The 24,868-nt window shown below is 70.7% G+C and carries 21 protein-coding genes; 11 read left to right on the top strand and 10 right to left on the bottom strand.

Annotated elements, in window-relative coordinates:
* The first annotated feature begins 376 nt into the window (after nucleotides 1–376).
* The 6 genes from QIY60_RS06855 to QIY60_RS06830 all read left to right on the top strand — a co-directional run bounded on the left by QIY60_RS06855 (nucleotide 377) and on the right by QIY60_RS06830 (nucleotide 7,742).
* Nucleotides 377–1,897, top strand: a complete 1,521-nt coding sequence (locus QIY60_RS06855) for an MFS transporter (RefSeq protein ID WP_283141636.1) — start codon at nucleotides 377–379, stop codon at nucleotides 1,895–1,897.
* Nucleotides 1,898–2,044: 147 nt separating this feature from the next.
* Nucleotides 2,045–2,461 (top strand): TIGR03618 family F420-dependent PPOX class oxidoreductase, encoded by a 417-nt coding sequence (locus tag QIY60_RS06850; RefSeq protein ID WP_283141635.1) that lies wholly within the window; start codon nucleotides 2,045–2,047, stop codon nucleotides 2,459–2,461.
* A 206-nt stretch (nucleotides 2,462–2,667) separates the two neighbouring features.
* Nucleotides 2,668–4,155, top strand: a complete 1,488-nt coding sequence (locus QIY60_RS06845) for an FAD-dependent monooxygenase (protein ID WP_283141634.1) — start codon at nucleotides 2,668–2,670, stop codon at nucleotides 4,153–4,155.
* A 136-nt stretch (nucleotides 4,156–4,291) separates the two neighbouring features.
* Entirely contained in the window at nucleotides 4,292–5,128 is an 837-nt protein-coding gene (locus QIY60_RS06840) for an NAD(P)H-binding protein (RefSeq protein WP_283141633.1), read from the top strand.
* 82 nt (nucleotides 5,129–5,210) lie between these two features.
* Nucleotides 5,211–6,197 carry an alpha/beta hydrolase gene (locus tag QIY60_RS06835; RefSeq protein WP_283141632.1) on the top strand — a complete coding sequence of 329 codons (987 nt, stop codon included), beginning with the start codon at nucleotides 5,211–5,213 and terminating at the stop codon, nucleotides 6,195–6,197.
* 75 nt (nucleotides 6,198–6,272) lie between these two features.
* Nucleotides 6,273–7,742, top strand: a complete 1,470-nt coding sequence (locus QIY60_RS06830) for an FAD-dependent monooxygenase (protein ID WP_283141631.1) — start codon at nucleotides 6,273–6,275, stop codon at nucleotides 7,740–7,742.
* A 70-nt stretch (nucleotides 7,743–7,812) separates the two neighbouring features.
* Here the strand turns inward: QIY60_RS06830 and QIY60_RS06825 are convergent, their stop codons facing one another.
* The 3 genes from QIY60_RS06825 to QIY60_RS06815 form a co-directional block, all read right to left on the bottom strand.
* On the bottom strand, nucleotides 7,813–7,947 hold the full coding sequence (locus tag QIY60_RS06825) for a hypothetical protein (protein WP_257583886.1): 135 nt from the start codon (nucleotides 7,945–7,947) through the stop codon (nucleotides 7,813–7,815).
* A 93-nt stretch (nucleotides 7,948–8,040) separates the two neighbouring features.
* On the bottom strand, nucleotides 8,041–8,862 hold the full coding sequence (locus QIY60_RS06820) for an AfsR/SARP family transcriptional regulator (protein WP_283141630.1): 822 nt from the start codon (nucleotides 8,860–8,862) through the stop codon (nucleotides 8,041–8,043).
* Between the two features lie 106 nt (nucleotides 8,863–8,968).
* Nucleotides 8,969–9,817 (bottom strand): AfsR/SARP family transcriptional regulator, encoded by an 849-nt coding sequence (locus tag QIY60_RS06815; protein WP_283141629.1) that lies wholly within the window; start codon nucleotides 9,815–9,817, stop codon nucleotides 8,969–8,971.
* A gap of 627 nt (nucleotides 9,818–10,444) precedes the next feature.
* Here QIY60_RS06815 and QIY60_RS06810 point away from each other — a divergent pair.
* Nucleotides 10,445–10,849 carry a carboxymuconolactone decarboxylase family protein gene (locus QIY60_RS06810; protein ID WP_349253902.1) on the top strand — a complete coding sequence of 135 codons (405 nt, stop codon included), beginning with the start codon at nucleotides 10,445–10,447 and terminating at the stop codon, nucleotides 10,847–10,849.
* A gap of 205 nt (nucleotides 10,850–11,054) precedes the next feature.
* Here the strand turns inward: QIY60_RS06810 and QIY60_RS06805 are convergent, their stop codons facing one another.
* A complete protein-coding gene (locus QIY60_RS06805) occupies nucleotides 11,055–11,753 on the bottom strand; it encodes a gamma-glutamyl-gamma-aminobutyrate hydrolase family protein (RefSeq protein WP_283141627.1) in 699 nt (232 codons plus the stop codon).
* Nucleotides 11,754–12,092: 339 nt separating this feature from the next.
* On the opposite strand from QIY60_RS06805, the gene QIY60_RS06800 reads away from it, so the two are divergent.
* Nucleotides 12,093–12,788, top strand: coding sequence for a hemerythrin domain-containing protein (locus tag QIY60_RS06800; protein WP_283141626.1), 696 nt, complete (start codon nucleotides 12,093–12,095; stop codon nucleotides 12,786–12,788).
* Nucleotides 12,789–12,962: 174 nt separating this feature from the next.
* The gene (locus tag QIY60_RS06795; protein WP_283141625.1) at nucleotides 12,963–13,145 is read left to right on the top strand and encodes a DUF6191 domain-containing protein; all 183 of its coding nucleotides are present in this window, start codon (nucleotides 12,963–12,965) and stop codon (nucleotides 13,143–13,145) included.
* A gap of 83 nt (nucleotides 13,146–13,228) precedes the next feature.
* Here the strand turns inward: QIY60_RS06795 and QIY60_RS06790 are convergent, their stop codons facing one another.
* The 4 genes from QIY60_RS06790 to QIY60_RS06775 form a co-directional block, all read right to left on the bottom strand.
* Nucleotides 13,229–17,041, bottom strand: coding sequence for a multifunctional oxoglutarate decarboxylase/oxoglutarate dehydrogenase thiamine pyrophosphate-binding subunit/dihydrolipoyllysine-residue succinyltransferase subunit (locus tag QIY60_RS06790; protein WP_283141624.1), 3,813 nt, complete (start codon nucleotides 17,039–17,041; stop codon nucleotides 13,229–13,231).
* A 259-nt stretch (nucleotides 17,042–17,300) separates the two neighbouring features.
* A complete protein-coding gene (locus QIY60_RS06785) occupies nucleotides 17,301–18,461 on the bottom strand; it encodes a HAMP domain-containing sensor histidine kinase (protein ID WP_283141623.1) in 1,161 nt (386 codons plus the stop codon).
* Nucleotides 18,458–19,195 (bottom strand): response regulator transcription factor, encoded by a 738-nt coding sequence (locus QIY60_RS06780; RefSeq protein ID WP_067163879.1) that lies wholly within the window; start codon nucleotides 19,193–19,195, stop codon nucleotides 18,458–18,460. The genes QIY60_RS06785 and QIY60_RS06780 overlap by 4 nt, the downstream gene beginning before the upstream one ends.
* A gap of 84 nt (nucleotides 19,196–19,279) precedes the next feature.
* Nucleotides 19,280–19,966, bottom strand: a complete 687-nt coding sequence (locus QIY60_RS06775; RefSeq protein ID WP_283141622.1) for a spermidine synthase — start codon at nucleotides 19,964–19,966, stop codon at nucleotides 19,280–19,282.
* 332 nt (nucleotides 19,967–20,298) lie between these two features.
* On the opposite strand from QIY60_RS06775, the gene QIY60_RS06770 reads away from it, so the two are divergent.
* Entirely contained in the window at nucleotides 20,299–21,015 is a 717-nt protein-coding gene (locus QIY60_RS06770; RefSeq protein WP_283145842.1) for a rhomboid-like protein, read from the top strand.
* Here QIY60_RS06770 and QIY60_RS06765 read toward each other — a convergent pair.
* Both QIY60_RS06765 and QIY60_RS06760 read right to left on the bottom strand, forming a co-directional pair.
* Nucleotides 20,974–21,504: a hypothetical protein gene (locus tag QIY60_RS06765; RefSeq protein WP_283141621.1), complete on the bottom strand. Its 531-nt coding sequence runs from the start codon at nucleotides 21,502–21,504 to the stop codon at nucleotides 20,974–20,976. The genes QIY60_RS06770 and QIY60_RS06765 overlap by 42 nt on opposite strands.
* Nucleotides 21,501–22,157: a GNAT family N-acetyltransferase gene (locus QIY60_RS06760; RefSeq protein ID WP_283141620.1), complete on the bottom strand. Its 657-nt coding sequence runs from the start codon at nucleotides 22,155–22,157 to the stop codon at nucleotides 21,501–21,503. The genes QIY60_RS06765 and QIY60_RS06760 overlap by 4 nt, the downstream gene beginning before the upstream one ends.
* 157 nt (nucleotides 22,158–22,314) lie before the next feature.
* Here QIY60_RS06760 and lon point away from each other — a divergent pair, with 157 nt between their 5' ends.
* Nucleotides 22,315–24,726, top strand: coding sequence for an endopeptidase La (gene lon, locus QIY60_RS06755; protein WP_283141619.1), 2,412 nt, complete (start codon nucleotides 22,315–22,317; stop codon nucleotides 24,724–24,726).
* Nucleotides 24,727–24,868: the final 142 nt, after the last annotated feature.

Below are 24,868 nucleotides of genomic sequence, written 5' to 3'. Positions count from 1 at the left end.
AAAACGGCCCGGGACCGCTTCGGCGGACCCGGGCCGTCGTGCTTTTCGGGTGCATCGCCGCAGGTCAGATACCGTTCTAAAACTATTTTTCGTCCAGCGGTCACATTCGCCGCGCGGGATCCGTCATATCAGTGACGGACGAGTCCGGGCCGGCGAGCCGAGGGGGGCAGCGCCGGTGGGGCGTCCGTCGCCCTCGTTCGGGGGCGCCCGTACGACAAGCCCCCGATGGAGAGCAGCCTTTGACACGTATGGCCCGCGTCCCGAACAGAACTCTCGGGCGGCGTTCCGTATGCGGACGCGGTTGTGTCCGGCAGCCATCCGGCAGCACCGGGGGCGCTCTCACCCACTCGATTTCCCATGATTTAGGAGTCTCGTAATGGCTGCCGCCGACTCACTCCCGAGGTCGGGACCCGCGACGGGCGTGAAGCCCGGCCTGATCCTGGCATTCCTGTGCCTGGGCCAGTTCATGGTCTTCCTCGACGTGTCGATCGTGAACCTCGCCCTCCCGTCCATCCAGGACGGGCTCGACATGTCCGATGTCAGTCTCAACTACATCGTCACCGCCTACTCCACCGTGCTCGGCGGCTTCCTGCTGCTCAGCGGCCGGCTCGCCGACACCTTCGGGCGCCGGCGGCTCCTGATGACCGGCTTCGTGGTGTTCGCCATCGCCTCGCTCACCTCGGGCCTCGCGCAGAACGCCGCCATGCTGATCACCTCGCGCGGCTTCCAGGGCCTCGGCTCCTCGATGATCGCGCCCGCCGCGCTCTCGATCCTCACCAACACCTTCCCCGAGGGCGCCGAGCGCAACAAGGCGCTGGGCGTGTGGGGTTCGCTGGCCGGTATCGCCTCGATCGTCGGCGTGATGCTCGGCGGCGTCCTGGCGGACGGCCCGGGCTGGGAGTGGATCTTCTGGATCAACGTGCCGATCGGTCTGGGCGTCGTGCTCCTGGCCCCGCGGATCCTGCCCGAGAGCAAGTCGGACGCCCCGCGCCAGCGCTTCGACTTCGCCGGCGCCGCGACCCTCACCGCCGGTCTGCTGCTCCTCATCTTCACCCTCGGTGAGGCCATCAACGTCGGCTGGGGCACCACGCGTACGATCGGCAGCCTGATCGGTGTCGCCGTCCTGCTCATCGCCTTCCTCGTCATCGAGACCAAGGTCGAGGCTCCGATGATGCCGCTGCGCATCTTCCGCCTCAAGACCATGCGCGTCGCCAACTTCTCCGCGATCCTGGTCTTCGGTACGTTCGGTGCGCTGTTCTTCTTCGCCAGCCTCTTCATGCAGCAGGCGTTCGGATACTCGCCGATGAAGGCCGGCTTCGCCTATGTGCCGCTCGCCCTCGCGGTGGCGTTCGGCGCCGGCGCCGCCTCCGGCATGATCACCAAGATGGCCGCCCGCCCGGTGCTCGCCGTGGGTCTGACGCTCACCACCTCCGGCTTGCTGATCCTGTGGCGCACCGGCGCCGGCAGCTCGTACGCGACGCATCTGCTGCCCGCGTTCGTCCTGCTCGGCCTCGGCTGCGGCATGGTCTTCGTGACGCTCCAGATCGCCGCGTTCGTCGGCATCCCGGACGAGGAGGCCGGTATCGGCGCCGGTCTCATCAACACCAGCCAGGAGGCCGGTGGCGCCCTCGGCCTCGCCGTGATCGCGACCATCGCGTACAACGGCCTGGAGGACAAGCTCGCCAAGACCGGCGGCAACCCCGTCAAGATCCACGACATCCAGGCGACGGCCAACCACCACGCGTTCCTCGCCGCCGCGATCCTCTGCTTCAGCGCCCTCCTGGTCGCGCTGTTCTTCATGCCGAAGGGCGCGCAGTCGATGAGCTCGGCGCACGCGCAGGGCGACGGCGACGCGGAGGTCGCGGGCACGCCCGAGGCCGCCGGCGTCGAGAAGTGACCTTTGTGAACCGCCCGCCCGCCGCATAGGGCAGGGCAGGCCGTGGCGCTCCTCCGCCCCCCTGGCGGAGGAGCGCCACCGGTCGATGTACGGGGGCCGGGCCGCTGTGGCCACGGCCCCCTGGAACGCCTGGAAGGACGTATCCGCATGACGCTGCCCCGAGGGCGGACGAGCGCTGTGAAGGTCTCCGCCTCGGTGGAGGCGTTCCTCACCGAGCCGCTCACCGCCACGCTGACCACCCTGCGGCCCGACGGCTCGCCCCATGTGGCGCCCGTACGGTTCACCTGGGACGCGGCGTCGGGGCTGGCCCGGGTCATGACGGTCGTCACCTCGCGCAAGGCGCGCAACGTGCTGGCGAACCCGGGCGGCCGGGCCGTCCTGTGCCAGGTGGAGGGCTTCGCCTGGGTCACCCTGGAAGGCACCGGCACGGTGTCGGACGACCCGGCGCGGGTGGCCGAGGGCGTCAAGCGCTATGCCAAGCGCTATTGGTCGGCCCCGCCGAATCCGCCCGGCCGGGTGGTTCTGGAGATCGCGGTCGACCGGGTGATGAACCTCAATACGTAAATTCACCCGCAGCACACCGTACGGCTTTATCGGCGCGGCACCACCGGATGCACCACATTCGGAGGCGCCGCGCTTTTGTATTCCCTGCACTCCAACTCCCGTACGAGATTGATGACTTGAGTCGTACTCAGGTGCCCGCTGCCACGATCGGTGATATCGGCTGATCCGTGTCATCCATGTCATCCATCTGCACGAGGAGTGCGAATATGACCCAGGGCGCAATTGTTGTCGGTGCCGGTCCGGTCGGGCTGATGCTCGCCGGCGAACTCCGCCTTGCCGGTGTGGAGGTCGCCCTCTACGACAAGCTGCCGGCTCCCAGCGGAGAATCGCGCGGCCTCGGATTCACCGGCCGCACGGCCGAAGTACTCGACCAGCGCGGCCTGTTGAGCAAGCTCGGCGAGTTCCGCTGGGGCAAGCAGGGCCACTTCGGCGGGGTCCGCATCAACTTCGACGAGCTCGACGAGAGCCACTACGGCATCATGGGCCTGGCCCAGTCCCGCACCGAGGACACCCTCGGCAAGTGGGTCGAGGAGCTGGGCGTCACCGTGCGCCGTGGATACGAGGTCACCGGCTACCGCGAGACCGAGGACGGCGTCGTCGTCGAGTACGAGGGCCCCGACGGCCCCGGCGAGGAGGCCGCCCAGTACCTCGTCGGCACCGACGGCGGCCGCTCCACCATCCGCCGCCTGGCCGGCATCGACTTCCCGGGCGAGCCCGCCACCCGCGGCATGTACCTGGCCGACGTGGTCGGCGCCGGACTGCGGATGCGCCCCATCGGCGAGCGCATCGAGGGCGGCGGCATGGTCCTCTCGGTCACCCTGGAGCCGGGCATCGACCGCATCGTCATCCACGAGCCGGGTGTGCGCCCGCACCACGGCGAGGGCGAGCTGACGTTCTCCGAGGTCGCGGACGCCTGGGAGCGCATGACCGGCGAGGACATCCACGGCGCGAGCGCCCGCTGGATGTGCGCGCTGACCAACTACACCGGCCAGGCCACCGACTACCGCAAGGGCCGGGTCTTCCTCGCAGGCGACTCCGCCCACGACCACGCCCCGCTCGGCGCCCAGGGCGTCAGCGTCGGCCTCCAGGACGCCGTCAACCTCGGCTGGAAGCTGGCCGCCGCCATCAAGGGCCAGGCCCCCGACGGGCTGCTCGACACCTACCACTCCGAACGGCACCCGATCGGCGAGCAGTTGCTGCGCAACACGCTCGCCCAGTCGCTGATCTACCTCAGCGGCGAGGAGATGGAGCCGCTGCGCGCCGTGCTGCGCGAGCTGGTGCAGATCCCGGACGCCGCCCGCCACCTCGCGGGCCTGGTCAGCGGTCTGGACGTACGGTACGACGTCGACACCGACGACAGCGGCCACCCGCTGCTCGGGCTGCGCCTGGCCCCGGGCCGCGAGGTCGAGCTCGCGGGCGGCGGGCGGAAGCGGGTCGCCGAGCTGCTGCACTCCGCGCGCGGCGTCCTGATCACCACCGGCGACTCGCGCGAGGCGGCCGAGCTCGCCGAGGGCTGGGCGGACCGCGTCGACGTGGTCACCGGCAGCTGGGTCCCCTCGGACACCGCCTCCGGAGCGGACCCCGAGGCCGTTCTCGTACGCCCCGACGGACACGTCGTGTGGGCCTCGCCCGACGGCGGCAAGCTCCGCGACGCGCTGGAGCGGTGGTTCGGCGCGGCTCAAGTGGCCGGCTAAGCGCGCCGCTGGAGGTGCGTGACGCTTTGGCTGCGGACCGTGCGTGGCTTGTCGCGCAGTTCCCCGCGCCCCTTCGGGGCACGCGGCACCGGACTTCCACATACCCACCCAGCCCACATCCGAAAGGGAATCCACCATGACCGTCCTCGTCACCGGCAGCAGCGGCAAAGTCGGCTCGCACCTCGTGCGGCTCCTGCACGCCAGGGGCTTACCCTTACGCGCCGGCTCGCGCAGCCCCGAGAAGCTGACGCTGCCCCAGGGCATCGGGTCCGTGAAGCTGGCGCTCGACGAGCCCGCCGACTTCCCGGCCGCGCTCGCCGGGGTGACCTCGGTGTTCCTGTACTGCGAGGCCGCCACCGTCGGCGAGTTCGTCGAGCGGGCCGAGGAGGCCGGTGTCGAGCACGTCGTCGTCATGTCCGCCGACGCGGTGCTGCGCCCCGGCGCGGCCGTCGACCCGATCGCCGCGCCCCACCTCGCGGTCGAGCAGGCGCTCGCCGCCTCCTCGATCACCTCGACCCCGCTGAACTGCGGCGCCCTCGCCAGCAACGCCCTGCCGTGGGCCTGGCAGCTCAAGGCGCGCGGCACGGTCGGCCTGCCGTACCCGCACAGCTACTCCGACCCGGTCAACGAGCGGGACATCGCCGAGGCCGCCCTCGCGGTGCTCACCGACCCGTCCCTGCGCGGCCGTTCGTACCACCTCACCGGCCCCGAGGCGCTCACCTTCACCCAGCACATCGCGGCCATCGAGGCCGCCGCGGGCCGGTCCATCCCGGTCACCGAAGTGCCCCCGGCCGTGTGGCGGGCGAACAAGCCCGACTCCATGCCGGGTGACATCGCGGACGCGCTGCTCGACCTCTGGGCGGCCAGCTCCTCCCCGGTTCCGCTCACCGGAGACGTCGAGAAGCTGACCGGCCACCCCGCCCGGCCCTTCTCCGAGTGGGCCGAGGAGTACGCGGGCCCGTTCCGCGCCTGACGGCCGGCCGCCATCCGCCACCCCCCACAGCACTGGCAAGTCCCCCCCCATGTAGGCACACGTATGACAGGTAGGACGAAGCATGCCGCTGGACCGCAGAAAGATGATCAGCCTGGGCGCCGGGTCCGCCGCCCTCGCGATGGCCGGTGGTGTCGCCGTGGCCGAGCCCGCCCCGGCGACCCCGCGGCGCCGCGTCCCGAGTGACGCCGTGCTGGCCAGGTCCCTCTCCGGCGGTTTCCGCAGCCGCTACGCGCACGCCAACGGCGTACGGCTGCACTACGTCACCGGCGGCTCCGGTGAACCGGTGGTCCTGCTCGCGGGCTGGCCGCAGACCTGGTGGGCCTGGCGGCACGTCATGCCGGAGCTGGCCCGCCGCCACCGCGTCATCGCGGTCGACATCCGCGGCATGGGCGGTTCCGACAAGCCGCAGGGCGGCTACGACAAGAAGAACATGGCCCGCGACGTGCACGAACTGGTGCGCTCGCTCGGCCACCGCCGGGTCGACATCGTCGGCCACGACATGGGCGCGATGGTGGCGTTCAGCTTCGCCGCCAACCACCCGGAGGCCACCCGCAGGCTGGGTCTCGTCGACACCCTGCACGTCGACGAGACCCAGTACGACATCCCGCTGCTGCCCCGGCCCGGCCAGGGCTTCAACCTCTGGTGGTGGGCGTTCAACCAGGTGCGGGGCCTGCCCGCGCAGCTGGCGGCGGGCCGGATGCGGCACATCGTCGACTGGCTCTTCGCCAACTCCCTCCCCGACCAGCGCCTCGTCCCCGACTTCGACCGCGCGGTGTACGCGCACGCGTACGACTCGCCGGACGCCGTCCGGGCGGGCACCGCCTGGTACCAGGCCGCCCACCAGGACATCGCGGACCTGAAGACCTACGGCAAGGTGACCGCGCCCCTGCTCGGCGTCGGCTCACAGCTCACGTACGACCAGTTCCGGCAGGTGCTGCCGACGTTGGCGACGGACGTCCGCGTGGTGCGCGCGGACCAGTCGATCCACTACATCCCCGAGGAGCAGCCCGAGCTGCTCAGCCGCGAACTGCTGAAGTTCCTCGCCTGACCGGCCCGATCCGGGGCGGTCCGGTCAACAGCGCCTGTTCCATGGCCTGTTCAACATCTGTACGAGGAGTGTGACATGACTCAGGGCGCAATCGTCGTCGGTGCCGGTCCGGTCGGGTTGATGCTCGCCGGTGAGCTGAAGCTCGGTGGCGTGGAGGTGGCGGTCTATGACCGGTTGCCGGCGCCGAGTGGGGAGTCGCGGGGTGTCGGGTTCACCCGGCGTGCCGCGGAGGTCTTCGATCAGCGGGGTCTGCTGGCCCGGTTCGGGGATGTGGAGTGGGCGCAGGGGCATTTCGGTGGGGTGCGGATCGATTTCTCGAAGCTGGATGACAATCATTTCAGTGTGCGGGGGGTGCCGCAGTTCCGTACCGAGGAGATCCTGGAGGGCTGGCTCGCCGAGCTGGGGGTCATCGTCCACCGCAACCACGAGGTGACCGGGTTCCGGGAGACCGAGGACGGGGTCGTCATCTCCTTCGAGGGCCCCGGCGGGCCCGGCGAGGCCGAGGGCCGCTATCTCGTCGGCTGTGACGGGGCCCGCTCGGTGGTGCGCAAGACGGCGGGGATCGACTTCCCGGGCTGGGATGCCACCCGGGGGATGTACATGGCCGACCTGGTGGGGGCGGGGGTGCGGCAGCGGCCGATCGGGGAGCAGGTGCCCGGGGGCATGGTGATGGCGTTCAACCTGGAGAACGGGGTGGACCGGATCGTCATCCATGACGAGAAGCTGCGCCCGCACGAGGACAAGAGCCGGCTCACCTTCGCGACGATCGCCGATGCCTGGCAGCGGATGACGGGCGAGTCGCTGCACCATGCGGAGGTCCGGTGGATCAGCTCGTTCACCGACACCACCCGCCAGGCCTCCCAGTACCGCAAGGGGCGTGTCTTCCTGGTCGGGGACGCCACCCACATCCACATGCCCGCCGGTGCGCAGGGCATGAGTGTCGGGGTGCAGGACGCGGTGAACCTGGGCTGGAAACTGGCCGCCGCGATCAGCGGCTGGGCGCCCGAGGGGCTGCTGGACACCTTCCAGTCCGAGCGGCATCCCGTCGGCGAGCAGCTGATGCGCAACACCCGCGCCCAGACCCGCCTGTATCTGACCGGTGACGAGATGGAACCGCTGCGCGCGGTCATGCGCGAGCTGGTGCAGTCCCCGGACGTGGCCCGCCATCTGGCCGGACAGGTCAGCGGACTCGACGTCCGCTACGACATGGGCACCACCGGCACGCACCGGCTGCTGGGCCTGCGCTTCGCGCCCGACCGGGAGCTCAAGCTCGCTGAGGGCGGGCAGGTACGCATCGCCGAGCTGCTGCACTCCGCGCGCGGCGTCCTGATCACCACCGGTGACTCGCGCGAGGCCGCCGAGCTCGCCGAGGGCTGGGCCGACCGCGTCGACGTCGTCACCGGCGACTGGATCCCCGCCGGCGAACCCACCACCGACGACCCCGAGGCGGTCCTGCTGCGCCCCGACGGGCACGTGGCCTGGGCCTCGCCCGACGGCGGCAAGCTCCGCGACGCACTGGAGCGCTGGTTCGGCACGGAGGGCTAGCCGGACGTCCGGGCGGCCGGGCAGACGAAGGCGCCCCCTGTCGGCGGGGGGCGTCTTTCGTCCAGTGCGATCAGTCGATCCCCCGAATGATGTTCAACTCGACGTCGTCCTCCTCCGCCCCGGCCAGCCGGAGCGGAGGAGCGACGGCGACGAGGTCACCCGGCCGAAGCTCGTGATCTTCCCGGTCTTCCCTGTTCTCGTACATCTGCTCCCCCTTCGCATGGATACGAGCACGGGCTGTTCGAGCATGGCCGTACGGTGGCGGCACGGCGAGCCGCCGGGTTGCACAGGGCTCGGTTCAGGCCGCGTACAGATCGAAGGTGGAGGTGCGGCGCGGGCCGGCGACGACGTCGAGCTGGGGGTCGACGGCGAGGATCGCCTGGTGCAGCCGCTGGAGCTGCGGCGAGGGCTCCACACCGAGGTCCTCGATGAGCCGGCCGCGCAGCTTGCGGTACACATCGAGCGCGGTGGCCTGCCGTCCGGAGCGGTAGAGCGCCACCATGGCCTGCGAGTGCAGCCCCTCGTGCTGGGGGTGACGGGCAATCAGGTCGGTGAGCTCGGCGGTGAGTTCGGCGTGCCGTCCGAGCCGTAAGTCGGCGTCGATCCGGCGCTCCTTGACCACCAGACGGCTCTCCTCCAGGCGCATCACCTCGATGTCGAGGATCGGCCCGACCCGCACGTCGACCAGCGCGGGCCCCTCCCACAGGTCGAGCGCGCGCCGGAAGCAGTCCGCCGCCCGCTCGTTGTGGCCCTCGTCGAACGCCAACTGACCCTCCGCCGCCAGCTGTTCGTACGCGTGGACGTCGACCGCCTCGGACGGGATCTGGAGCAGATAGCCGCCGTAGCGGGTGGCCAGAACATCCTTGGCCGAAAGTTGTGCGTCGGGTCCCATGGCACCGGCGAGCCGCCGCCGCAGCTGGAGGATGTACGTCTGGAGGGTGGTCAGCGCGCTCTGCGGCAGATCGGTGCCCCAGATCTCCTCCATCAGCGTGGGTACGGGGATGACGCGCCCCGGGTACAGGGCGAGCAGCGCGAGGATCTGACGGGGCTTGCCCGCCGTGGGGACGACGGAGACTCTGTTCACTTCGGCACTCAAAGGGCCCAGGACCTGAATTTTCACGGCTTCCTCTCGGATAAAAGGCGGGGGTGCGCCGGGACATCGTTGTCTCCCCCCGAGGACGGGCCGCCGGGGGAGCGGTCGTACGCGTACGGGTCGGCTGCGGGGGTCAGCTCGCGCGGGCGACGAGCTGCTGGGTGACGGGGGCGCCGTCGGGCACCGGCGAGCCGGGCCGGGCCGCGAGGATGGCCATCTGGAGTCGGCCGAGCGCGGCCGAGGGCTCCAGACCGGCCTGGGCGACGAGGGTCGCGCGCAGCCGCTGGTAGGCGCCGAGTGCCTCGCTGCGCCGCCCGGAGCGGTGCAGCGCCAGCATGAACTGGCCGTGCAGCGCCTCGTGCATGGGGTAGCGGCTGACCAGAACGGTCAGCTCGGAGAGCAGTTCGCGGTGGCGGCCGAGGCGCAGATCGGCCTCGATGCGCCGGTCAAGCGCGGCGAGCCGGGCCTCTTCGAGCCGCTCGGCCTCGGTGCGCAGCCGGGTGCCCTGATGGACGCCGGTGAGCGCGGGCCCGGTCCACAGGGCGAGCGCCTCGCGGAGCAGCCGGGCGGCCCCGGTGTGGTCGCCGGCGTCCATGGCGCGGTGGCCGGCCGTGGCGCGCCGCTCGAACTCGCGGAAGTCCACGCTCCCTTCGGCGCCCTCGGTGCCGTCGCCCTCGGTCTCCAGGCGGTAGCCGCCGGGCAGGGTGACGAGGACGTCCTTGGCGGTGCGCCGCTCGCCGTCCCGGCGGGCCAGCGCCTCGCCGATGAGCTCGCGGAGCTGCATCACATACGTCTGCACGGTGGTGCGGGCACTGCGCGGCGGGGCGTCGTCCCAGAGTTCTTCTGCCAGCGTCGCCAGCGGCACCACCTGATCGGAGTGCAGCGCGAGGAGTGCCAGCACCTGCCGCGGCTTCGGGGCAGTGGGCGCGATGGATAACCCGTTCTTCCGCACCGACAGTGCACCCAGCACTTCGATGTCCATGTTTCTCCCCAGAGTCGGGAAATGCGGGGGGTAAGGGTATTCGGGTCGGAAGTGTCCGCTCGGCTGGCAGGCCCTCGGCGGCAACCCGCTTTGATCATGTGCTCGAACCCACCCACCGCGGCAAGCCCGCCTGTGGCCGATCTGACGTACCTGTCAAAGTCCTGACCGCGTTGTCAAAATCCTGTAGCAGTCGCGAATTCGGCTCGGATTGGAGCCGCTCGACTCTGGGTAAAGAACGGCCGGATGTGGCGGATTTCTCGGGCCGTGCGCCCCGCCCCGCCCGGCTCCCGCTCCCGCTTCGACCCCGCTCCCGTGGTGCTCCGGGATCCGGATCTTACGCCGTCTTTAGGTAAGCGCCCAGCGCACGGGCACCCCTCGCCGTCAGATGTGGCGTGGGTCACACCTGACTCCCGTCACATTCACGAGCCACGTTTCGTCATAGCTGTGACGGAGGAAGCCGACCGGTGTGGATGTTCTGGCAGGGCCGGTCGGCGTCCGGCGTCGTAGTTCCCGCATTTTTCTGTGTGAAGTGTTCGGCGTTTACGTGAGATCTTTTGAGGAGAGCAAATCATGACTGCTCGGGCGAAGCACCCTGCTTTTGTCGTTCCCGGTGCCATTGACGCTTTGGTGGCCCTCGGAAAGGCCAGCAAGGAGGTTCCCGGGGTCGATGTGAAGCTGCTGGAGCTGCTGCATCTGCGCGCGAGCCAGATCAACGGCGACGGTGCCAACGCGGACCGTCACCCGCGGCTGGCGAAGGCCGCGGGCGAGACCTCGGACGAGCGCCTGTTCGCCGTGGCCGCCTGGCGCAACACGCCGTACTTCACGGACGCCGAGCGCGCCGCCCTGGCGCTCGCCGAGGCCGTGACCCGCCTCGCGGACCGCGAGGACGCGGTCTCGGACGAGGTGTGGAACGACGCGGCCAAGCACTTCAACGAGCAGCAGCTCGCGGCGATCGTCCTCTCGGTCGCCACCGCGAACCTGTGGAACCGTCTGCACGTGGCCATCGGCCAGGTTGCCGACCCCAACAGCTGACCACCCCCGTTCAGCTGCTGGTGCCGGCCGACACCCCCGACGGCCGGCAAGGTCGGGCGGACGGCTCGACGGCGGGCGGCCCGGTCACCGCAAGGACGTTGCGGTGACCGGGCCGCTTTTGTACGTCGGGGTGTACGCGGGGGGAGTGCGGCGGGGTGCGGCTCCCCGCTGGGAACCACACCCCGCCACCCCTCCTGTTGCTCTGCTACTTCTGCTTCTTCGCGGCCTCGATGAAGGCCTCGAAGAGGGGGAGGGTGTCGTCGCCCAGCTCGCCGTGGGCCTGGAGTCCGGCGAGGAACGGGGCCGAGGGGTCCTCGACCTCGGCGCCCTCGATGATGCCGTCGTCCGACCAGGCGGTGGCGACGAGGCCGGCGCCGAGCTTGTCGATGCCCTGGTGGTGGTGGCAGTAGACGGTGGCGGTCGGCCCGAGGGTGCTGCCGAGCAGCGAATCCGGCTTCACCTGGATCTGGCGCGGCTCGTACTTCCCGGGGACGGCGGGGGAGTGCTCGGGAAGGTGCTGGTTGAGGGTGCCGCCGCGAATGATGGATATCAGCTGGAGGCCGCGGCAGAGGCCGAGCACCGGAATCCGGCGCCGCTCGGCGATCGTGAGGGCGGCGAGCTCGGAGGTGTCCCGGGCCTTGTGCGGGGGGAACGTGAACTTCTCCCGCTCGGCGCCGTAAAGAGCGGGCTCGATATCGGCGCCGCCGCTCATCAGCAGCGCGTCGGCCTTCTCCATCACGGCGTCCACCGCCTCGGGAATCGGCGGCACCAGAATCGGCGCGCCACCCGCCTGGTGGACCTTCTCCATGTACTCCCAAGGGAGCATGGCCACCGAAAGGTCTCCCCAGATGTTCCAGTTCACCGTAGTCAGATCGGCGGTCACCGCCACGACGGGGCGAGTCATAGAATGTCGTCCTTCCCATTCCAGCGAAATCGAGTTTCACTAGAGCGTCACTAGTGCGCTTCTCGGGTGCGCTCCACTTGTCCGCATCGGGTACGGAGGCTTGGATCAAGAATTACACAGAGCATGCCTCTTTGGAAGAAATCCCAAAATAGGTATCGTGGAAACATGGCGGCTTTCCGGAGGAAAGCGGCTCGTTATCGCGCGCGTTCAACTGCGAGGTGATCGCAGTCGAACACCCCTATGGGGCGTGCGAGGCCCTTGCGTACCCTCACGACAAGTGATCGGTCCATCGACCATCGGTCCATCGATCCATCGGTCCAATAAATGGGGGAGACAACCATGACGGCCGCGACAGAGAACCCCGGCGCCGGTATGTATCAGGAGTTTCTCGGCGTCCACGCGATCCTGCGCCGGGGAACGGAACTGGTGGCGAACGCATTCGAGCGCCTCGGCGACGGCGATCAGGTCAGCGTCAAGGAACTCATCGACACGACGCAGTGGCTCATCGACTTCACGCACCACCACCACGAGGCGGAGGACGAGCTCTTCTGGCCCGTGCTGCACGGGCTCTACCCCGAGTCGGTGGCGTCCTTCGACACCCTCAACGAGGAGCACGCGGAGCTGGACCGGGAACTGGGCGGCCTGACCCGGGCGGTGGAGCTCCTGACGGCGGCCAACGAGGCGGGCGGGCAGGTGGGCGACTCCGCGGTGACCGAGGCGGCCCACGCCGGCACGGCGGCGGCCCGCAAGGTCCGCGACATCCTGGCGGGCCACCTCGACACGGAGGAGCCGGTCGTACGCGACCTCTTCCCCGGCGTCCCCGCCGCGGAGGTCGACCGCCTCCGCACCGCGATCACCGAGGGCAGCCCCAAGTCCGGCGGCCACCTGATCTTCGGCCTCCTGGAGGACCCGGACCTGGCCGAGGGCTACGACGCGCTCATCGCCAGCTTCCCCCCGCCCTTCCGCTCCCACCGCCCCGAGCTGCTCCGGGTGTACGCGGCCAGCAAGAAGGCGCTGGGCCTGGCGTCGGACTGACGGGGCCCCGCCTGCACGCGGCAGGACGTGCCGTTGCCGGAGGATACCGGCGCTCGCCGTCCCCCGCGCGGCCTGGGACGTCTTCGTCGCGCACATCTGCCGTCCATGATCGGGATCTGACAGCCCCCGCACAGCGTTATGCGGGTACGAGACCCGCACACGGAGGGACCGCTCATGTTCGGTTCGGCGTTGAACGAGATCTTCGCGCCCGGGAAGCGGCACGAAGAGGAAGAGCGGCGGCGGCTTGAGATCACTCTCGACGAGGTGGGGGACGCCGATCCCGGGCGGGGGCCCATAGACCTTGCCAGTGGGACCGTCGTCATACGGGTTCCGCCGCCCGCCCCCGACGAGGAGTAGCGCTTGCGCCGGAGGGCCCGGCACCCCGTTGCTCAACGGGGTGCCGGGCCCTCCGCCCGTACTACAGCCACAGCGGCCGGCGACTACGCGTCGAAGACCTCCGACACCAGCTGCTCCTGCTCCTGCTCGTGCCGCTTCTTCGAGCCCACCGCCGGGGACGAGGAGTGCGGGCGCGAGATGCGGCGCAGGCGTTCGCCGTGCGGGACGTCCGCGCCGACCGCCAGGTCCAGGTGGTCGATCAGGTTGAGCGCGATGAACGGCCAGGCACCCTGGTTCGCCGGCTCCTCCTGGGCCCACAGGTACTTCTCGGCGTTCGGGAACTTGGCGATCTCGGCCTGGAGCTCGGCACCCGGCAGCGGGTACAGACGCTCCAGACGGATCAGCGCCGTGTCCGTCGCGCCGCGCTTGTCGCGCTCCGCCTTCAGGTCGTAGTAGACCTTGCCGGCGCAGAAGACGACCTTGCGGACCGCGTTCGGGTCGACGAACTCGTCACCGATCACCGGGCGGAAGCCGCCGGTGGTGAACTCCTCCGCCTTCGACGCCGCCGCCTTCAGACGCAGCATCGACTTCGGCGTGAAGACGATGAGCGGCTTGTGGTGCGGGTTGTGCACCTGCCAGCGCAGGAGGTGGAAGTAGTTCGACGGGAGCGTCGGCATGGCGACCGTCATGTTGTTCTGCGCGCACATCTGCAGGAAGCGCTCGGGGCGCGCGGACGAGTGGTCCGGGCCCTGGCCCTCGTAGCCGTGCGGCAGGAGGAGCGTGACGCCGGACGTCTGCGCCCACTTCTGCTCCGCCGACGAGATGAACTCGTCCACGACCGTCTGCGCGCCGTTGACGAAGTCGCCGAACTGGGCTTCCCACATCACGAGGGACTCGGGACGGGCCAGCGAGTAGCCGTACTCGAAGCCCATCGCCGCGTACTCGGAGAGCAGCGAGTCGTAGACGTTGTACCGCGCCTGCTCCTCGGTGAGGTACATCAGCGGCGTGTAGTCCTCGCCGGTCTCCTGGTCGACCAGGACCGCGTGGCGCTGGCCGAAGGTGCCGCGGCGGGTGTCCTGGCCGGAGAGGCGCACCGGGGTGCCCTCCATCAGCAGCGAGCCGATGGCCAGGGTCTCGCCCATGCCCCAGTCGATCGTGCCGTCCTCGACGGAGGCGGCACGGCGCTGCAGCTGCGGCATCAGACGCGGGTGGACCTTGATCCGCTCGGGGATGTTCACCTGCGACTCGGCGATGCGCTTCACGACCTCCTGGGAGACCGCGGTGGTCAGCGCCGCCGGGAACTCGGCCTGCGGCTCCGGGGACTGGATCTCGCCCGGGTGCGAGGTGGCCTCGCGGACCTCGGCGAAGACCTTCTCCAGCTGGCCCTGGAAGTCCTGGAGCGCCTGCTCGGCCTCTTCCAGGGTGATGTCGCCGCGACCGATCAGCGACTCGGTGTACAGCTTGCGCACCGAGCGCTTCTTGTCGATCAGGTTGTACATCTGCGGGTTGGTGAACTGCGGGTTGTCGCCCTCGTTGTGACCGCGGCGGCGGTAGCAGATGAGGTCGATCACGACGTCCTTGTTGAACGTCTGGCGGAACTCGAAGGCCAGGCGGGCCACGCGGACCACGGCCTCCGGGTCGTCGCCGTTCACGTGGATGATCGGGGCCTCGATCATGCGGGCCACGTCGGTCGCGTACATCGACGAGCGCGACGACTCCGGGGCGGCCGTGAAGCCGACCTGGTTGTTGATGACGATGTGGACCGTGCCGCCGGTGCGGTAGCCGCGCAGCTGCGACATGTTCAGGGTCTCGGCGACGACACCCTGGCCCGCGAACGCCGCGTCACCGTGCAGGGCGACCGGCAGGACCGTGAAGTCCGTGCCGCCCTTGTTGATGACGTCCTGCTTGGCGCGGACCACGCCCTCCAGGACCGGGTCCACCGCCTCCAGGTGCGAGGGGTTGGCGACCAGCGAGACCTTGATCTGCTCGCCGTCCAGGCCGGTGAAGGTGCCCTCGGCGCCCAGGTGGTACTTGACGTCGCCGGAGCCGTGCATGGACTTCGGGTCGAGGTTGCCCTCGAACTCGCGGAAGATCTGCGCGTACGACTTGCCCACGATGTTGGCGAGGACGTTCAGGCGGCCGCGGTGGGCCATGCCGATGACGACCTCGTCCAGGCGCGACTCGGCGGCGCTGTCGATGACCGCGTCGAGCAGCGGGATGACGGACTCGCCGCCCTCCAGGCTGAAGCGCTTCTGGCCGACGTACTTCGTCTGCAGGAACGTCTCGAACGCCTCCGCCGCGTTCAGACGGCGCAGGATCCGCAGCTGCTCCTCGCGCTCCGGCTTGGAGTGCGGGCGCTCCACGCGGTCCTGGATCCACTTGCGCTGCTTGGGGTCCTGGATGTGCATGAACTCGATGCCGGTGGTGCGGCAGTACGAGTCGCGCAGCACGCCGAGGACGTCGCGCAGCTTCATCAGGGACTTGCCCGCGAAGCCGCCGACCGCGAACTCGCGCTCCAGGTCCCACAGGGTGAGCCCGTGCTCGGTGATGTCCAGGTCGGGGTGCTTGCGCTGGCGGTACTCCAGCGGGTCGGTGTCGGCCATGACGTGGCCGCGGACCCGGTAGGAGTGGATCAGCTCGAAGACGCGCGCGGCCTTGGTGACGTCGTCGTCGTGCGAGGCGTCGATGTCCTTGAGCCAGCGGACCGGCTCGTAGGGGATGCGCAGCGACTCGAAGATGCCGTCGTAGAAGCCGTCGTCACCGAGCAGCAGGTTGGCGACGATCCGCAGGAACTCGCCGGAGGCGGCGCCCTGGATGACCCGGTGGTCGTACGTCGAGGTGAGGGTCATCACCTTGGAGATGCCCAGCTTGTTCAGGGTGTCCTGGGAGGTGCCCTGGAACTCGGCCGGGTAGTCCATCGAGCCGACGCCCATGATGACCGACTGTCCGGGCATCAGACGCGGCACGGAGTGGACGGTGCCGAGGCCGCCGGGGTTGGTCAGGGAGACCGTCACGCCGGAGAAGTCGTCCATCGTCAGCTTGCCCTGGCGGGCCCGCTTGACGATGTCCTCGTACGCCTGCCAGAACTCGAAGAAGTTGAGCGTCTCGGCCTTCTTGATGCCCGCGACGACCAGCTGGCGGTCGCCGTTGGGCTTCACCAGGTCGATGGCGAGACCGAAGTTGATGTGCTCCGGCTTGACCAGGGTGGGCTTGCCGTCCTTCTCCGTGAAGGAGTAGTTCATCGACGGCATGGCCTTGATGGCCTGCACCATCGCGTACCCGATGAGGTGGGTGAAGGAGATCTTCCCGCCCCGGGCGCGCTTCAGGTGGTTGTTGATCACGATCCGGTTGTCGAACAGCAGCTTCACCGGGACCGCGCGGACGGACGTGGCCGTCGGGACGTCGATGGAGGCGTGCATGTTCTTCGCCACGGCGGCGGCGGGGCCGCGCAGCGTGACGTACTCCGGACCGGCCGGGGCCTCGGTCGCCGGGGCGGCCTTGGCGGGGGCGGGGGCGGCGGCGGGCTTCGCGGCGGGCGCCGGGGCGGCCTTCGCGGGAGCCGGGGCCGGGGCCGGGGCCTGCGCCGGGGCAGCGGCCGCGGGCTGCGCGACCGGAGCCGGAGCCGGAGCGGCGGGTGCCGGGGTGACCGGGGCCGGAGCGGCAGGGGTGGCTACCGCAGCCCCCGCGGCTGCGGCGGGGACGCCCGCGACGGGCTTGTCCGCCGTACCGGTCGAACCCGGCTTGTAGTCGGCGAAGAAGTCCCACCAGGCACGGTCGACCGAATTGGGGTCCTGGAGGTACTGCTGGTAGATCTCGTCGACGAGCCACTCATTGGCACCGAAGCCGGCTGCAGGGTTCTTGCCCTGCCCGTCTTGGTCGGTCGAGACGCTCGAATTACTGGGGGACTGAGACGACACGGCGGCAACCGCCCTCTTCCGCTTCACAAGGTGATGGACAGCGGAAATAAAGGCTACGCCTCCCTGGCCTGGAGGTGCAGACCGGGCGTGCCACAGTCGCGTAAGTCACACCGGAAAGCGAGTTTCAGGGCAGGATTTGGCGGGAAACAGATCAGGTTCTGCTGCCCAGTGGGTACGCCTCGCAGCGGCCACGGCCCTCAAGACCGCACGCCCCTGACCACCTACACGCAGAACGTCTGCTTCCGGTTCGAACCCTACGTCAATTCGTCGTCCGGGGTGCCCCCGGAAGAGTGACCTGGATGCGGCATCCACGCGACGATTCGGCCACGCCTATGTGGCCGCCGTGCAGATCCACCGCCCAGCGGGCGATCGCCAGACCCAGGCCCGTACCGCCGTCGCTGCCCGGCCCGTGCGGGGCCGAGGCGTCGCCCCGGTTGAACCGCTCGAAGACCCGGTGCCACTCGGACTTCGGGATGCCCGGGCCCTCGTCCAGGACCTCCAGGTCCAGCGACTCGGGCTGCGGGCCGCGCCGGGCCCGTACGGTGACGCGGCCGTGCGGCGGCGAGTGCTTGACCGCGTTGTCGATGAGGTTGGCCACCACCTGGTGCAGCCGCTCCCGGTCCGCGTGCGCGGTCAGCTCCGGCGGCGAGACGTCCAGGTGCAGATGGACGTCGGTACGGGTGTGGTTGCCGGAGCCGGAGGAGAGGCCGCGCCGGGAGGCGGCCAGATTGGCCTCCTTGAGCACCCCGGACAGATACGGCCACACCTCGAAGCGGTGCGCCCGCAGCGGTACGACACCGTTGTCCAGGCGGGACAGGTCCAGCAGGGTCTCCACCAGGCGCCCCAGCCGTTCCGTCTGCTTCAGGGCCGTGCGCATCGTCTCGGGGTCGGCGGCCGAGACGCCGTCCACCACGTTCTCCAGGACCGCCCGCAGCGCCGCGATCGGGGTGCGCAGCTCGTGGGAGACGTTCGCCACCAGCTCCTTGCGGTGGCGGTCCACGGCCTCCAGGTCGTCCGCCATGCGGTTGATCGTGGAGGCGAGGTCGCCGAGCTCGTCGCGGCGGCCGTCGCCGCGCACCCGGCGGGTGTAGTCGCCGTGCGAGATCGCCCGGGCGACGGTGTTCATCTCGTCCAGCGGCGCGGTCAGGCCGTGCGCCACGAACTGGGTGATCAGCAGGGTGGCTATCACCGAGAAGACGGTGATGAACCGCAGCTCGGTGCGGGTCTGCACGGCCACCATCAGCAGCCCGGTGGTGATGAAGACCGAGACCACGACCAGCGTGCCCAGCTTCGTCTTGATGGAGATCGAGACCTCCCGCAGACCGCCCTTGAGCCTCTCGCGCACCCGGTCGCGGGCCCGGGCGTGCGGCCCGTTCCGCCGGGCCCGCCCGTTCACCGCCCCGGCCGCCGCCCGGCTCATGGCGCCGGGGTCTCCAGCGCGTAGCCCACGCCGTGGACCGTGCGGATGCGCTCGGCCCCGATCTTCCGGCGCAGCGCCTTGATGTGGCTGTCCACGGTCCGGGTGCCCGAGGCGTCCGCCCAGTCCCAGACCTCCGCGAGCAGCTGCTCCCGGGAGAGCACCGCGCGCGGGGTGTTGGCCAGGCAGCTCAGCAGGTCGAACTCGGTCGGGGTGAGGTGCACGTCCTCGCCGCGCACCCGGACCCGGCGCTGCGCGTGGTCGATCTCCAGCTCGCCCAGGCGCAGGATCCCGGTGCGCGGGGTGGCCGCCGCGAGCGTGGCCCGCTCGACCCGGCGCAGCAGCACGTGCACCCGGGCCGCCAGCTCCCGCATGGAGAACGGCTTGGTCATGTAGTCGTCCGCGCCGACGCCGAGCCCGACCAGCATGTCCGTCTCGTCGTCGCGGGCCGTCAGCATCAGCACCGGGACCGGCCGGCGGGCCTGCACCCGGCGGCAGACCTCCAGGCCGTCGAAGCCCGGCAGCATGATGTCCAGGACCATCAGGTCCGGCTGCCACGCCTCGGCCGTGTCCACGGCCGCCGGGCCGTCGAGCGCGGTCTGGACCTGGAAGCCCTCGGCCCTCAGCCGTGCCGCGATGGCGTCGACGATCGTCGTGTCGTCCTCGACGACCAGCACCCGGCGCTGGGCGCCGGGGGTCGCCGCGACGCCGTTGTGGGTGGTGTGTGCCTGCTCCATCGCCCCGCCCTGATATTGCTTCCGGGGATCCGTGGGGTGATCCCCTGTGTCCGTCAGAGACTAGAGGCACCGGCCGCGTCCCGGCTACGCAGGGCGAACGGCGAGATGGACCACGTCGGGGACGCCCCGGGCAACTGTGATCTCTTCGGTCCTAACCCCGGAGAATCCGGCATTTTGGAGAGCCTCCTCGAAGGCGGGGGACGGCTGGGCGGACCACACCGCGAGCACTCCGCCGGGGGTGAGGCGGTCCCGGCAGGCCGCGAGACCGGTGGGGGAGTAGAGGCTGTCGTTGCTCCGGGTGACGGTCCAGTCGGGCCCGTTGTCGATGTCCAGGCAGAGCGCGTCGAAGGTGTCCTGGCTGCTCGTCACGTACGCGACCAGATCGGTGTGCAGGACCTCGGTGCGGGGGTCGGCCAGAGCGGTTTCGGAGAGCGGTGCCAGGGGGCCCGAGCGGTGCCAGTCGATGACCGCCAACTCGCGTTCCACCACGGCGATCCGGCCCCACCGGGGATCGGCGGCGGCGTGCGCGAGCGAGAAGCCGACGCCGAGCCCGCCGATGAGCACCGAGGGCCGCTCGCGGCCGCCCGGCAGCGCCTCGTACGCGGCGTCCACGAGCAGCCTCTCCGAGCGCCCGTCGGAGGTGTCCATCAGGAACGTGCCGTTGGCGATGATCTCGAAGTGCGGGCCGCGCCGCCGGAGCACGACCTCTCCGTACGGCCCCTCGCGCCGGTCGAGTACGACCGGGGTGGCGATCGGGTCGGCGATGGACATCGAAGGACCTCCTCGTAAGCGGAGCGAACGGCTCGGAGGCCGACGCGCGGCCTGCGTCAAAGGTTGTCCAATGTGGCACAAGTCATAGACGTGATGGGGAGCGTTCGCAGAGGGTGAGCGTTGTACAAGCGTAAGCATCAAGGCCGGACGATCACCGGCGCGGCTTGTGGTTCCGGGCGAGCGTGCGGCGCCCGGTGGAAGGGGCCTCACCGGTGAACCCTGGAACGACGCGGGACCAGACTGGGCTGCTCGACGGCATCCCGCGGCAGCGGCCGACGGCTCGGCGGACGGCAGACGAGACGCCGGAGGGCGGGGACATCGCGAAGACCCCTGTGGCGGCCGGGACGCCCGTCGGTCCGCAGGTGCGCGGCCTGCTGCGCCGCGCCGTCCAGTTGGTGCCGACCCCCACGGGCACGCCCTTCACCTTCGCGTACACCCTGCTGCTGCTCCTCACGTCGCTGTACATGGAGTTCGGCGACCCGGACACGGTCCGCACGCTGATCGAAGGCTCCAGCACCGATGTGCAGCACCTCAGCCGCACCCCGGTGCTCGTGCTGCTCGCCAGCGCGCTGTGGATCGCGGGCGGCATCTCCTCGCCGTGGGCCGTCGGCTTCGTCTTCGTCCTCACCGCCCTGGAGCGCCGCGTCGGCGGGCTGCGCACGGTCGGGGTGTTCCTGCTCGGCCATGTGGTGGCGACGCTGGTCACCGAGGTGCCGGTGGGCGTCTCCGTCATGGCGGGGCAGCTCCCGGACTCCTCGCTGCACCGCCTCGACTACGGCATCAGCTTCGGCCTGATGGCGAGCGTCGGCGCGCTCGCGGGGCTGCTGTCCCCGCTGCTGCGGTGGCCGCTGCTCGGCGTGATGGCCGTGCTCCTCACCCAGGACCTGCTCGACATGGCGGATCCGCTGGCCAGCTGGGGCCATCCGACCGCCCTGCTCGTCGGCGTCGCCTGCTGGCCGGTGCTGCGCCGGGCGGACCGGCGCAGGGCCGGGCGCGCCGACGAGCCGTCAGCGGTAGCCGACGGGCAGATGGGTTCGTACGTTCCGTAGCGCCGGGCCTTGATGGATGTCGTCGGTGAGGACGACGTGTCCCTCGTACGTGAACTGGTACATCAGCGCGTCGGCGATCGGGCGTCCGGTCGGGCGCGGCGGCAGATGCGCGAAGTCAGCGTCTTTGAGGGCCGTGCGGAGCTTGGCCAGGGCATCGGGCGGCAGCGTGCCAGTGGTGGTCTTCCCGTCCCGGCTCGTCGAGGTGTACGAGCCGTCCGCCTTGACCACCAGCTCGTTGTGCAGCCCCGCGAACCCGCCGCTCACCACCAGCTTGAGCAGCTGCCCGTGCCGGGCGGGCGGCGTGGGCGTGGCGCTCTCCGGCGAGCTGGGCGGCGGGGTCAGCGCGCTCAGGGTGGTGCTCGGCGCCGGGGTGGGCGACTTGGAGGCGCCGTCCGCCGTGGAGCTCGTGGAGTCGCAGGCCGTCGCCGCGAGCAAAGTGACGAGCAGCAGCGCTCCGGTCGTCGTCCAGGTCCTGCCGGTGAGGCTCATGCAGCCGAGGATGCCGGATCGGTGGGAGCGAAGTACAGGCCGGCCATGGGTGAGTGCGTCGTCCAGCCGAGCGATTCGTACAGCGCCTGCCCGTCGGGGGTGCCGACCAGGACGCCGGTGGTGGCCCCCGCCGCGTGCGCGCCGCTCTGGAGCGTGCGCATGACCAGGCTGCCGAGCCCCCGGCGCCGGTGCTCGGGCGACGTCTCGATCTGGTCGGCCACGGCGGTCGCGCCGGTGGGGGCGATCTGGCCGCGCGCGGCGAAGTGGCCCGCCTCGGTGCGCACCAGGACGCGCAGTACGCCGCCGGTGGTCCAGCGGGTGAGCGTGTAACCGGCCGGGACCTCGGCGGGGGCCGGGGCCAGCCGCACCGTCATCAGGAAGCCGGGCTCGTCGTCCTGCCAGCCGGGGCCGAGCCACGGCCGGACCGTGTCGCCCCGAGCGAAGAGCTTCAGCCAGGTGCCGGGCGCGGTGGTCGCCTCGGCCAGCTTGCGCACCGAGGCCTCGTCGGGCTCGGGCAGGACGTGCCGGGAGACCTGCTTGACCTGGCCGACGTCGATGGTCCAGCCCCAGGGCTCGGCGACCGGCGCCGCCGCGCCGCGCGACACGACCCACCCCTTGGTCCAGGCCTCGACGAGCTCCGGTACGGATTCCATGGCTGTCCCTCCCGTAATAGCGATGCGGGTAATAGTTCTTTCCGCTACGCGACTCTTACAAGTGGTGATCGCTCAGAGCGAACACCCGTTGGGGAACATTCCTTCGCTCACATGCATTGAGTCGGCATAGCTCAACTTGACTGCCGAAGGGGAGATCATGGCTCACTCGTCCGCACCGCTCACCCTGCCTGTGCTGCCGCTCGACGACGAGGTCGTGCTGCCCGGGATGGTCGTGCCACTGGATCTGTCCGACACCGAGGTGCGGGCCGCCGTGGAGGCCGCCCAGGCGGCCGTCCGGGCCGACGGCCCCTCGGCGGGCAAGCCCAGGGTGCTGCTCGTCCCGCGCATCGACGGGGCCTACGCCGCGACCGGCGTCCTCGGCACCGTGGAGCAGGTCGGCCGGCTCTCCGACGGCGACCCGGGCGCGCTCATCCGGGGTGTGGCCCGGGTGCGCATCGGCGCCGGGACCACCGGCCCCGGCGGGGCCCTGTGGGTGGAGGGCGCCACGGTCGAGGAGACCGTGCCCGACCCCCTGCCCGGCCAGGTGACCGAACTGGTCAAGGAGTACAAGGCGCTCGCCACCGACTGGCTGAAGAAGCGCGGTGCCTGGCAGGTCGTCGACCGCGTCCAGCAGATCGAGGGCGTCTCGGCCCTCGCCGACAACTCCGGCTACTCGCCGTTCCTCACCACCGCCCAGAAGGTCGAGCTCCTGGAGACCGCCGACCCGGTCGCCCGCCTCAAGCTCGCCACCGAGCACCTGCGCGAGCACCTCGCCGAGCAGGACGTGGCCGAGTCCATCGCCAAGGACGTGCAGGAGGGCGTGGACAAGCAGCAGCGCGAGTTCCTGCTGCGCCGCCAGCTCGACGCCGTACGCAAGGAGCTGCGCGAGCTCAACGGCGAGTCGGAGGGCGACGAGTCCGACGACTACCGGGCCCGCGTGGAGGCCGCCGACCTGCCCGAGAAGGTCCGCGAGGCCGCCCTCAAGGAGGTCGAGAAGCTGGAGCGCTCCAGCGACCAGTCCCCCGAGGGCTCCTGGATCCGCACCTGGCTGGACACCGTCCTGGAACTGCCGTGGCAGGAGCGGACGGAGGACGTGTACGACATCGCGGGCGCCCGGGCGGTCCTGGACGCCGAGCACGCGGGCCTGGAGGACGTGAAGGAGCGCATCACCGAGTACCTGGCGGTTCGCAAGCGGCGGGCCGACCGGGGCCTGGGCGTGGTCGGCGGGCGGCGCGGGGGCGCGGTGCTCGCGCTCGTCGGCCCGCCCGGCGTGGGAAAGACGAGCGTCGCGGAGAGCGTGGCCCACGCCATGGGCCGCAAGTTCGTCCGCGTCGCCCTCGGCGGCGTCCGCGACGAGGCCGAGATCCGCGGCCACCGGCGTACGTACGTGGGCGCGCTGCCCGGCCGGATCGTCCGGGCCGTCAAGGAGGCCGGGTCGATGAACCCGGTGGTGCTGCTCGACGAGATCGACAAGATCGGCTCCGACTTCCGCGGCGACCCGGCCGCGGCCCTGCTCGAAGTCCTCGACCCGGCGCAGAACCACACGTTCCGCGACCACTACCTGGAGGTCGAGCTCGATCTGAGCGACGTCGTCTTCCTGGCCACGGCCAACGTCCTGGAGGCCATCCCGGAGGCGCTGCTCGACCGTATGGAGCTCGTCCGCCTCGACGGCTACACCGAGGACGAGAAGGTCGTCATCGCCCGCGACCACCTGCTCCCGCGCCAGCTGGAGCGGGCCGGGCTCGACGCCGGCGAGGTGGTCCTGGAGGAGGGCGCCCTGCGCAGGCTCGCGGGGGAGTACACCCGCGAGGCGGGCGTGCGGAACCTGGAGCGCTCGCTCGCCCGGCTGCTGCGCAAGGTGGCGGCCCAGCACGAGACCGGCGAGCGCGCACTGCCCTTCACGGTGACGCCCGACGACCTGCGCGGGCTCATCGGGCGCCCGCACCACGTCCCCGAGTCCGCCCAGGACCCGGCGGAGCGGCGCACCTCGGTGCCCGGCGTGGCCACCGGCCTCGCGGTGACCGGGGCGGGCGGCGACGTCCTGTTCGTCGAGGCGTCGCTCGCCGACCCGGAGACGGGCGCGGCGGGCCTGACCCTCACCGGCCAGCTGGGCGACGTGATGAAGGAGTCGGCGCAGATCGCGCTGAGCTTCCTGCGCTCGCACGGCGCCGAGCTGGAGCTGCCGGTCGCCGACCTCAAGGACCGGGGCGTGCACGTCCACTTCCCGGCGGGCGCGGTCCCCAAGGACGGCCCGAGCGCGGGCATCACCCTGGTGACCGCCCTGTCCTCGCTGCTCAGCGGGCGCCTGGTGCGCACCGACGTGGCGATGACCGGAGAGGTGTCGCTGACCGGCCGGGTGCTGCCGATCGGCGGTCTGAAGCAGAAGCTGCTCGCCGCGCACCGGGCGGGCATCACCACCGTGGTGATCCCCAAGCGCAACGAGCCGGATCTGGACGACGTGCCCGCGGAGGTGCTGGAGAAGCTGGAGGTCCACCCGGTCAGCGACGTCCGCCAGGTCCTGGAGATCGCCCTGGCCCCGGCGGAGGTGCGGGTACCGCTGGCGGCGTGACTTTCGGCTGCGGGCCGGTGGGGGCTGGTCGCGCAGTTCCCCGCGCCCCTTAGGTAGTCGGCCGCAGCCGGAGAACCCAGCTCAGCCACAGACTTCCAGGGGCGCGGGGAACTGCGCGAGCAACCCAGCACGGTCCGCAGAC

The sequence above is a fragment of the Streptomyces sp. BPTC-684 genome, assembly GCF_030028635.1.
Taxonomy (GTDB): domain Bacteria; phylum Actinomycetota; class Actinomycetes; order Streptomycetales; family Streptomycetaceae; genus Streptomyces; species Streptomyces noboritoensis.
Note: the sequence above shows the minus strand (reverse complement) of the source record. Positions and strands in the feature narration are given on the sequence as shown.

Excerpts from the sequence above, each read along its gene's own strand:
- QIY60_RS06855 (WP_283141636.1), top strand. The coding sequence starts at position 377 with ATGGCTGCCGCCGACTCACTCCCGAGGTCGGGACCCGCGACGGGCGTG.
- QIY60_RS06850 (WP_283141635.1), top strand. The coding sequence starts at position 2,045 with ATGACGCTGCCCCGAGGGCGGACGAGCGCTGTGAAGGTCTCCGCCTCG.
- QIY60_RS06845 (WP_283141634.1), top strand. The coding sequence starts at position 2,668 with ATGACCCAGGGCGCAATTGTTGTCGGTGCCGGTCCGGTCGGGCTGATG.
- QIY60_RS06840 (WP_283141633.1), top strand. The coding sequence starts at position 4,292 with ATGACCGTCCTCGTCACCGGCAGCAGCGGCAAAGTCGGCTCGCACCTC.
- QIY60_RS06835 (WP_283141632.1), top strand. The coding sequence starts at position 5,211 with ATGCCGCTGGACCGCAGAAAGATGATCAGCCTGGGCGCCGGGTCCGCC.
- QIY60_RS06830 (WP_283141631.1), top strand. The coding sequence starts at position 6,273 with ATGACTCAGGGCGCAATCGTCGTCGGTGCCGGTCCGGTCGGGTTGATG.
- QIY60_RS06825 (WP_257583886.1), bottom strand. The coding sequence starts at position 7,947 with ATGTACGAGAACAGGGAAGACCGGGAAGATCACGAGCTTCGGCCGGGT.
- QIY60_RS06815 (WP_283141629.1), bottom strand. The coding sequence starts at position 9,817 with ATGGACATCGAAGTGCTGGGTGCACTGTCGGTGCGGAAGAACGGGTTA.
- QIY60_RS06805 (WP_283141627.1), bottom strand. The coding sequence starts at position 11,753 with ATGACTCGCCCCGTCGTGGCGGTGACCGCCGATCTGACTACGGTGAAC.
- QIY60_RS06800 (WP_283141626.1), top strand. The coding sequence starts at position 12,093 with ATGACGGCCGCGACAGAGAACCCCGGCGCCGGTATGTATCAGGAGTTT.
- QIY60_RS06795 (WP_283141625.1), top strand. The coding sequence starts at position 12,963 with ATGTTCGGTTCGGCGTTGAACGAGATCTTCGCGCCCGGGAAGCGGCAC.
- QIY60_RS06785 (WP_283141623.1), bottom strand. The coding sequence starts at position 18,461 with ATGAGCCGGGCGGCGGCCGGGGCGGTGAACGGGCGGGCCCGGCGGAAC.
- QIY60_RS06780 (WP_067163879.1), bottom strand. The coding sequence starts at position 19,195 with ATGGAGCAGGCACACACCACCCACAACGGCGTCGCGGCGACCCCCGGC.
- QIY60_RS06775 (WP_283141622.1), bottom strand. The coding sequence starts at position 19,966 with ATGTCCATCGCCGACCCGATCGCCACCCCGGTCGTACTCGACCGGCGC.
- QIY60_RS06765 (WP_283141621.1), bottom strand. The coding sequence starts at position 21,504 with ATGAGCCTCACCGGCAGGACCTGGACGACGACCGGAGCGCTGCTGCTC.
- QIY60_RS06760 (WP_283141620.1), bottom strand. The coding sequence starts at position 22,157 with ATGGAATCCGTACCGGAGCTCGTCGAGGCCTGGACCAAGGGGTGGGTC.
- lon (WP_283141619.1), top strand. The coding sequence starts at position 22,315 with ATGGCTCACTCGTCCGCACCGCTCACCCTGCCTGTGCTGCCGCTCGAC.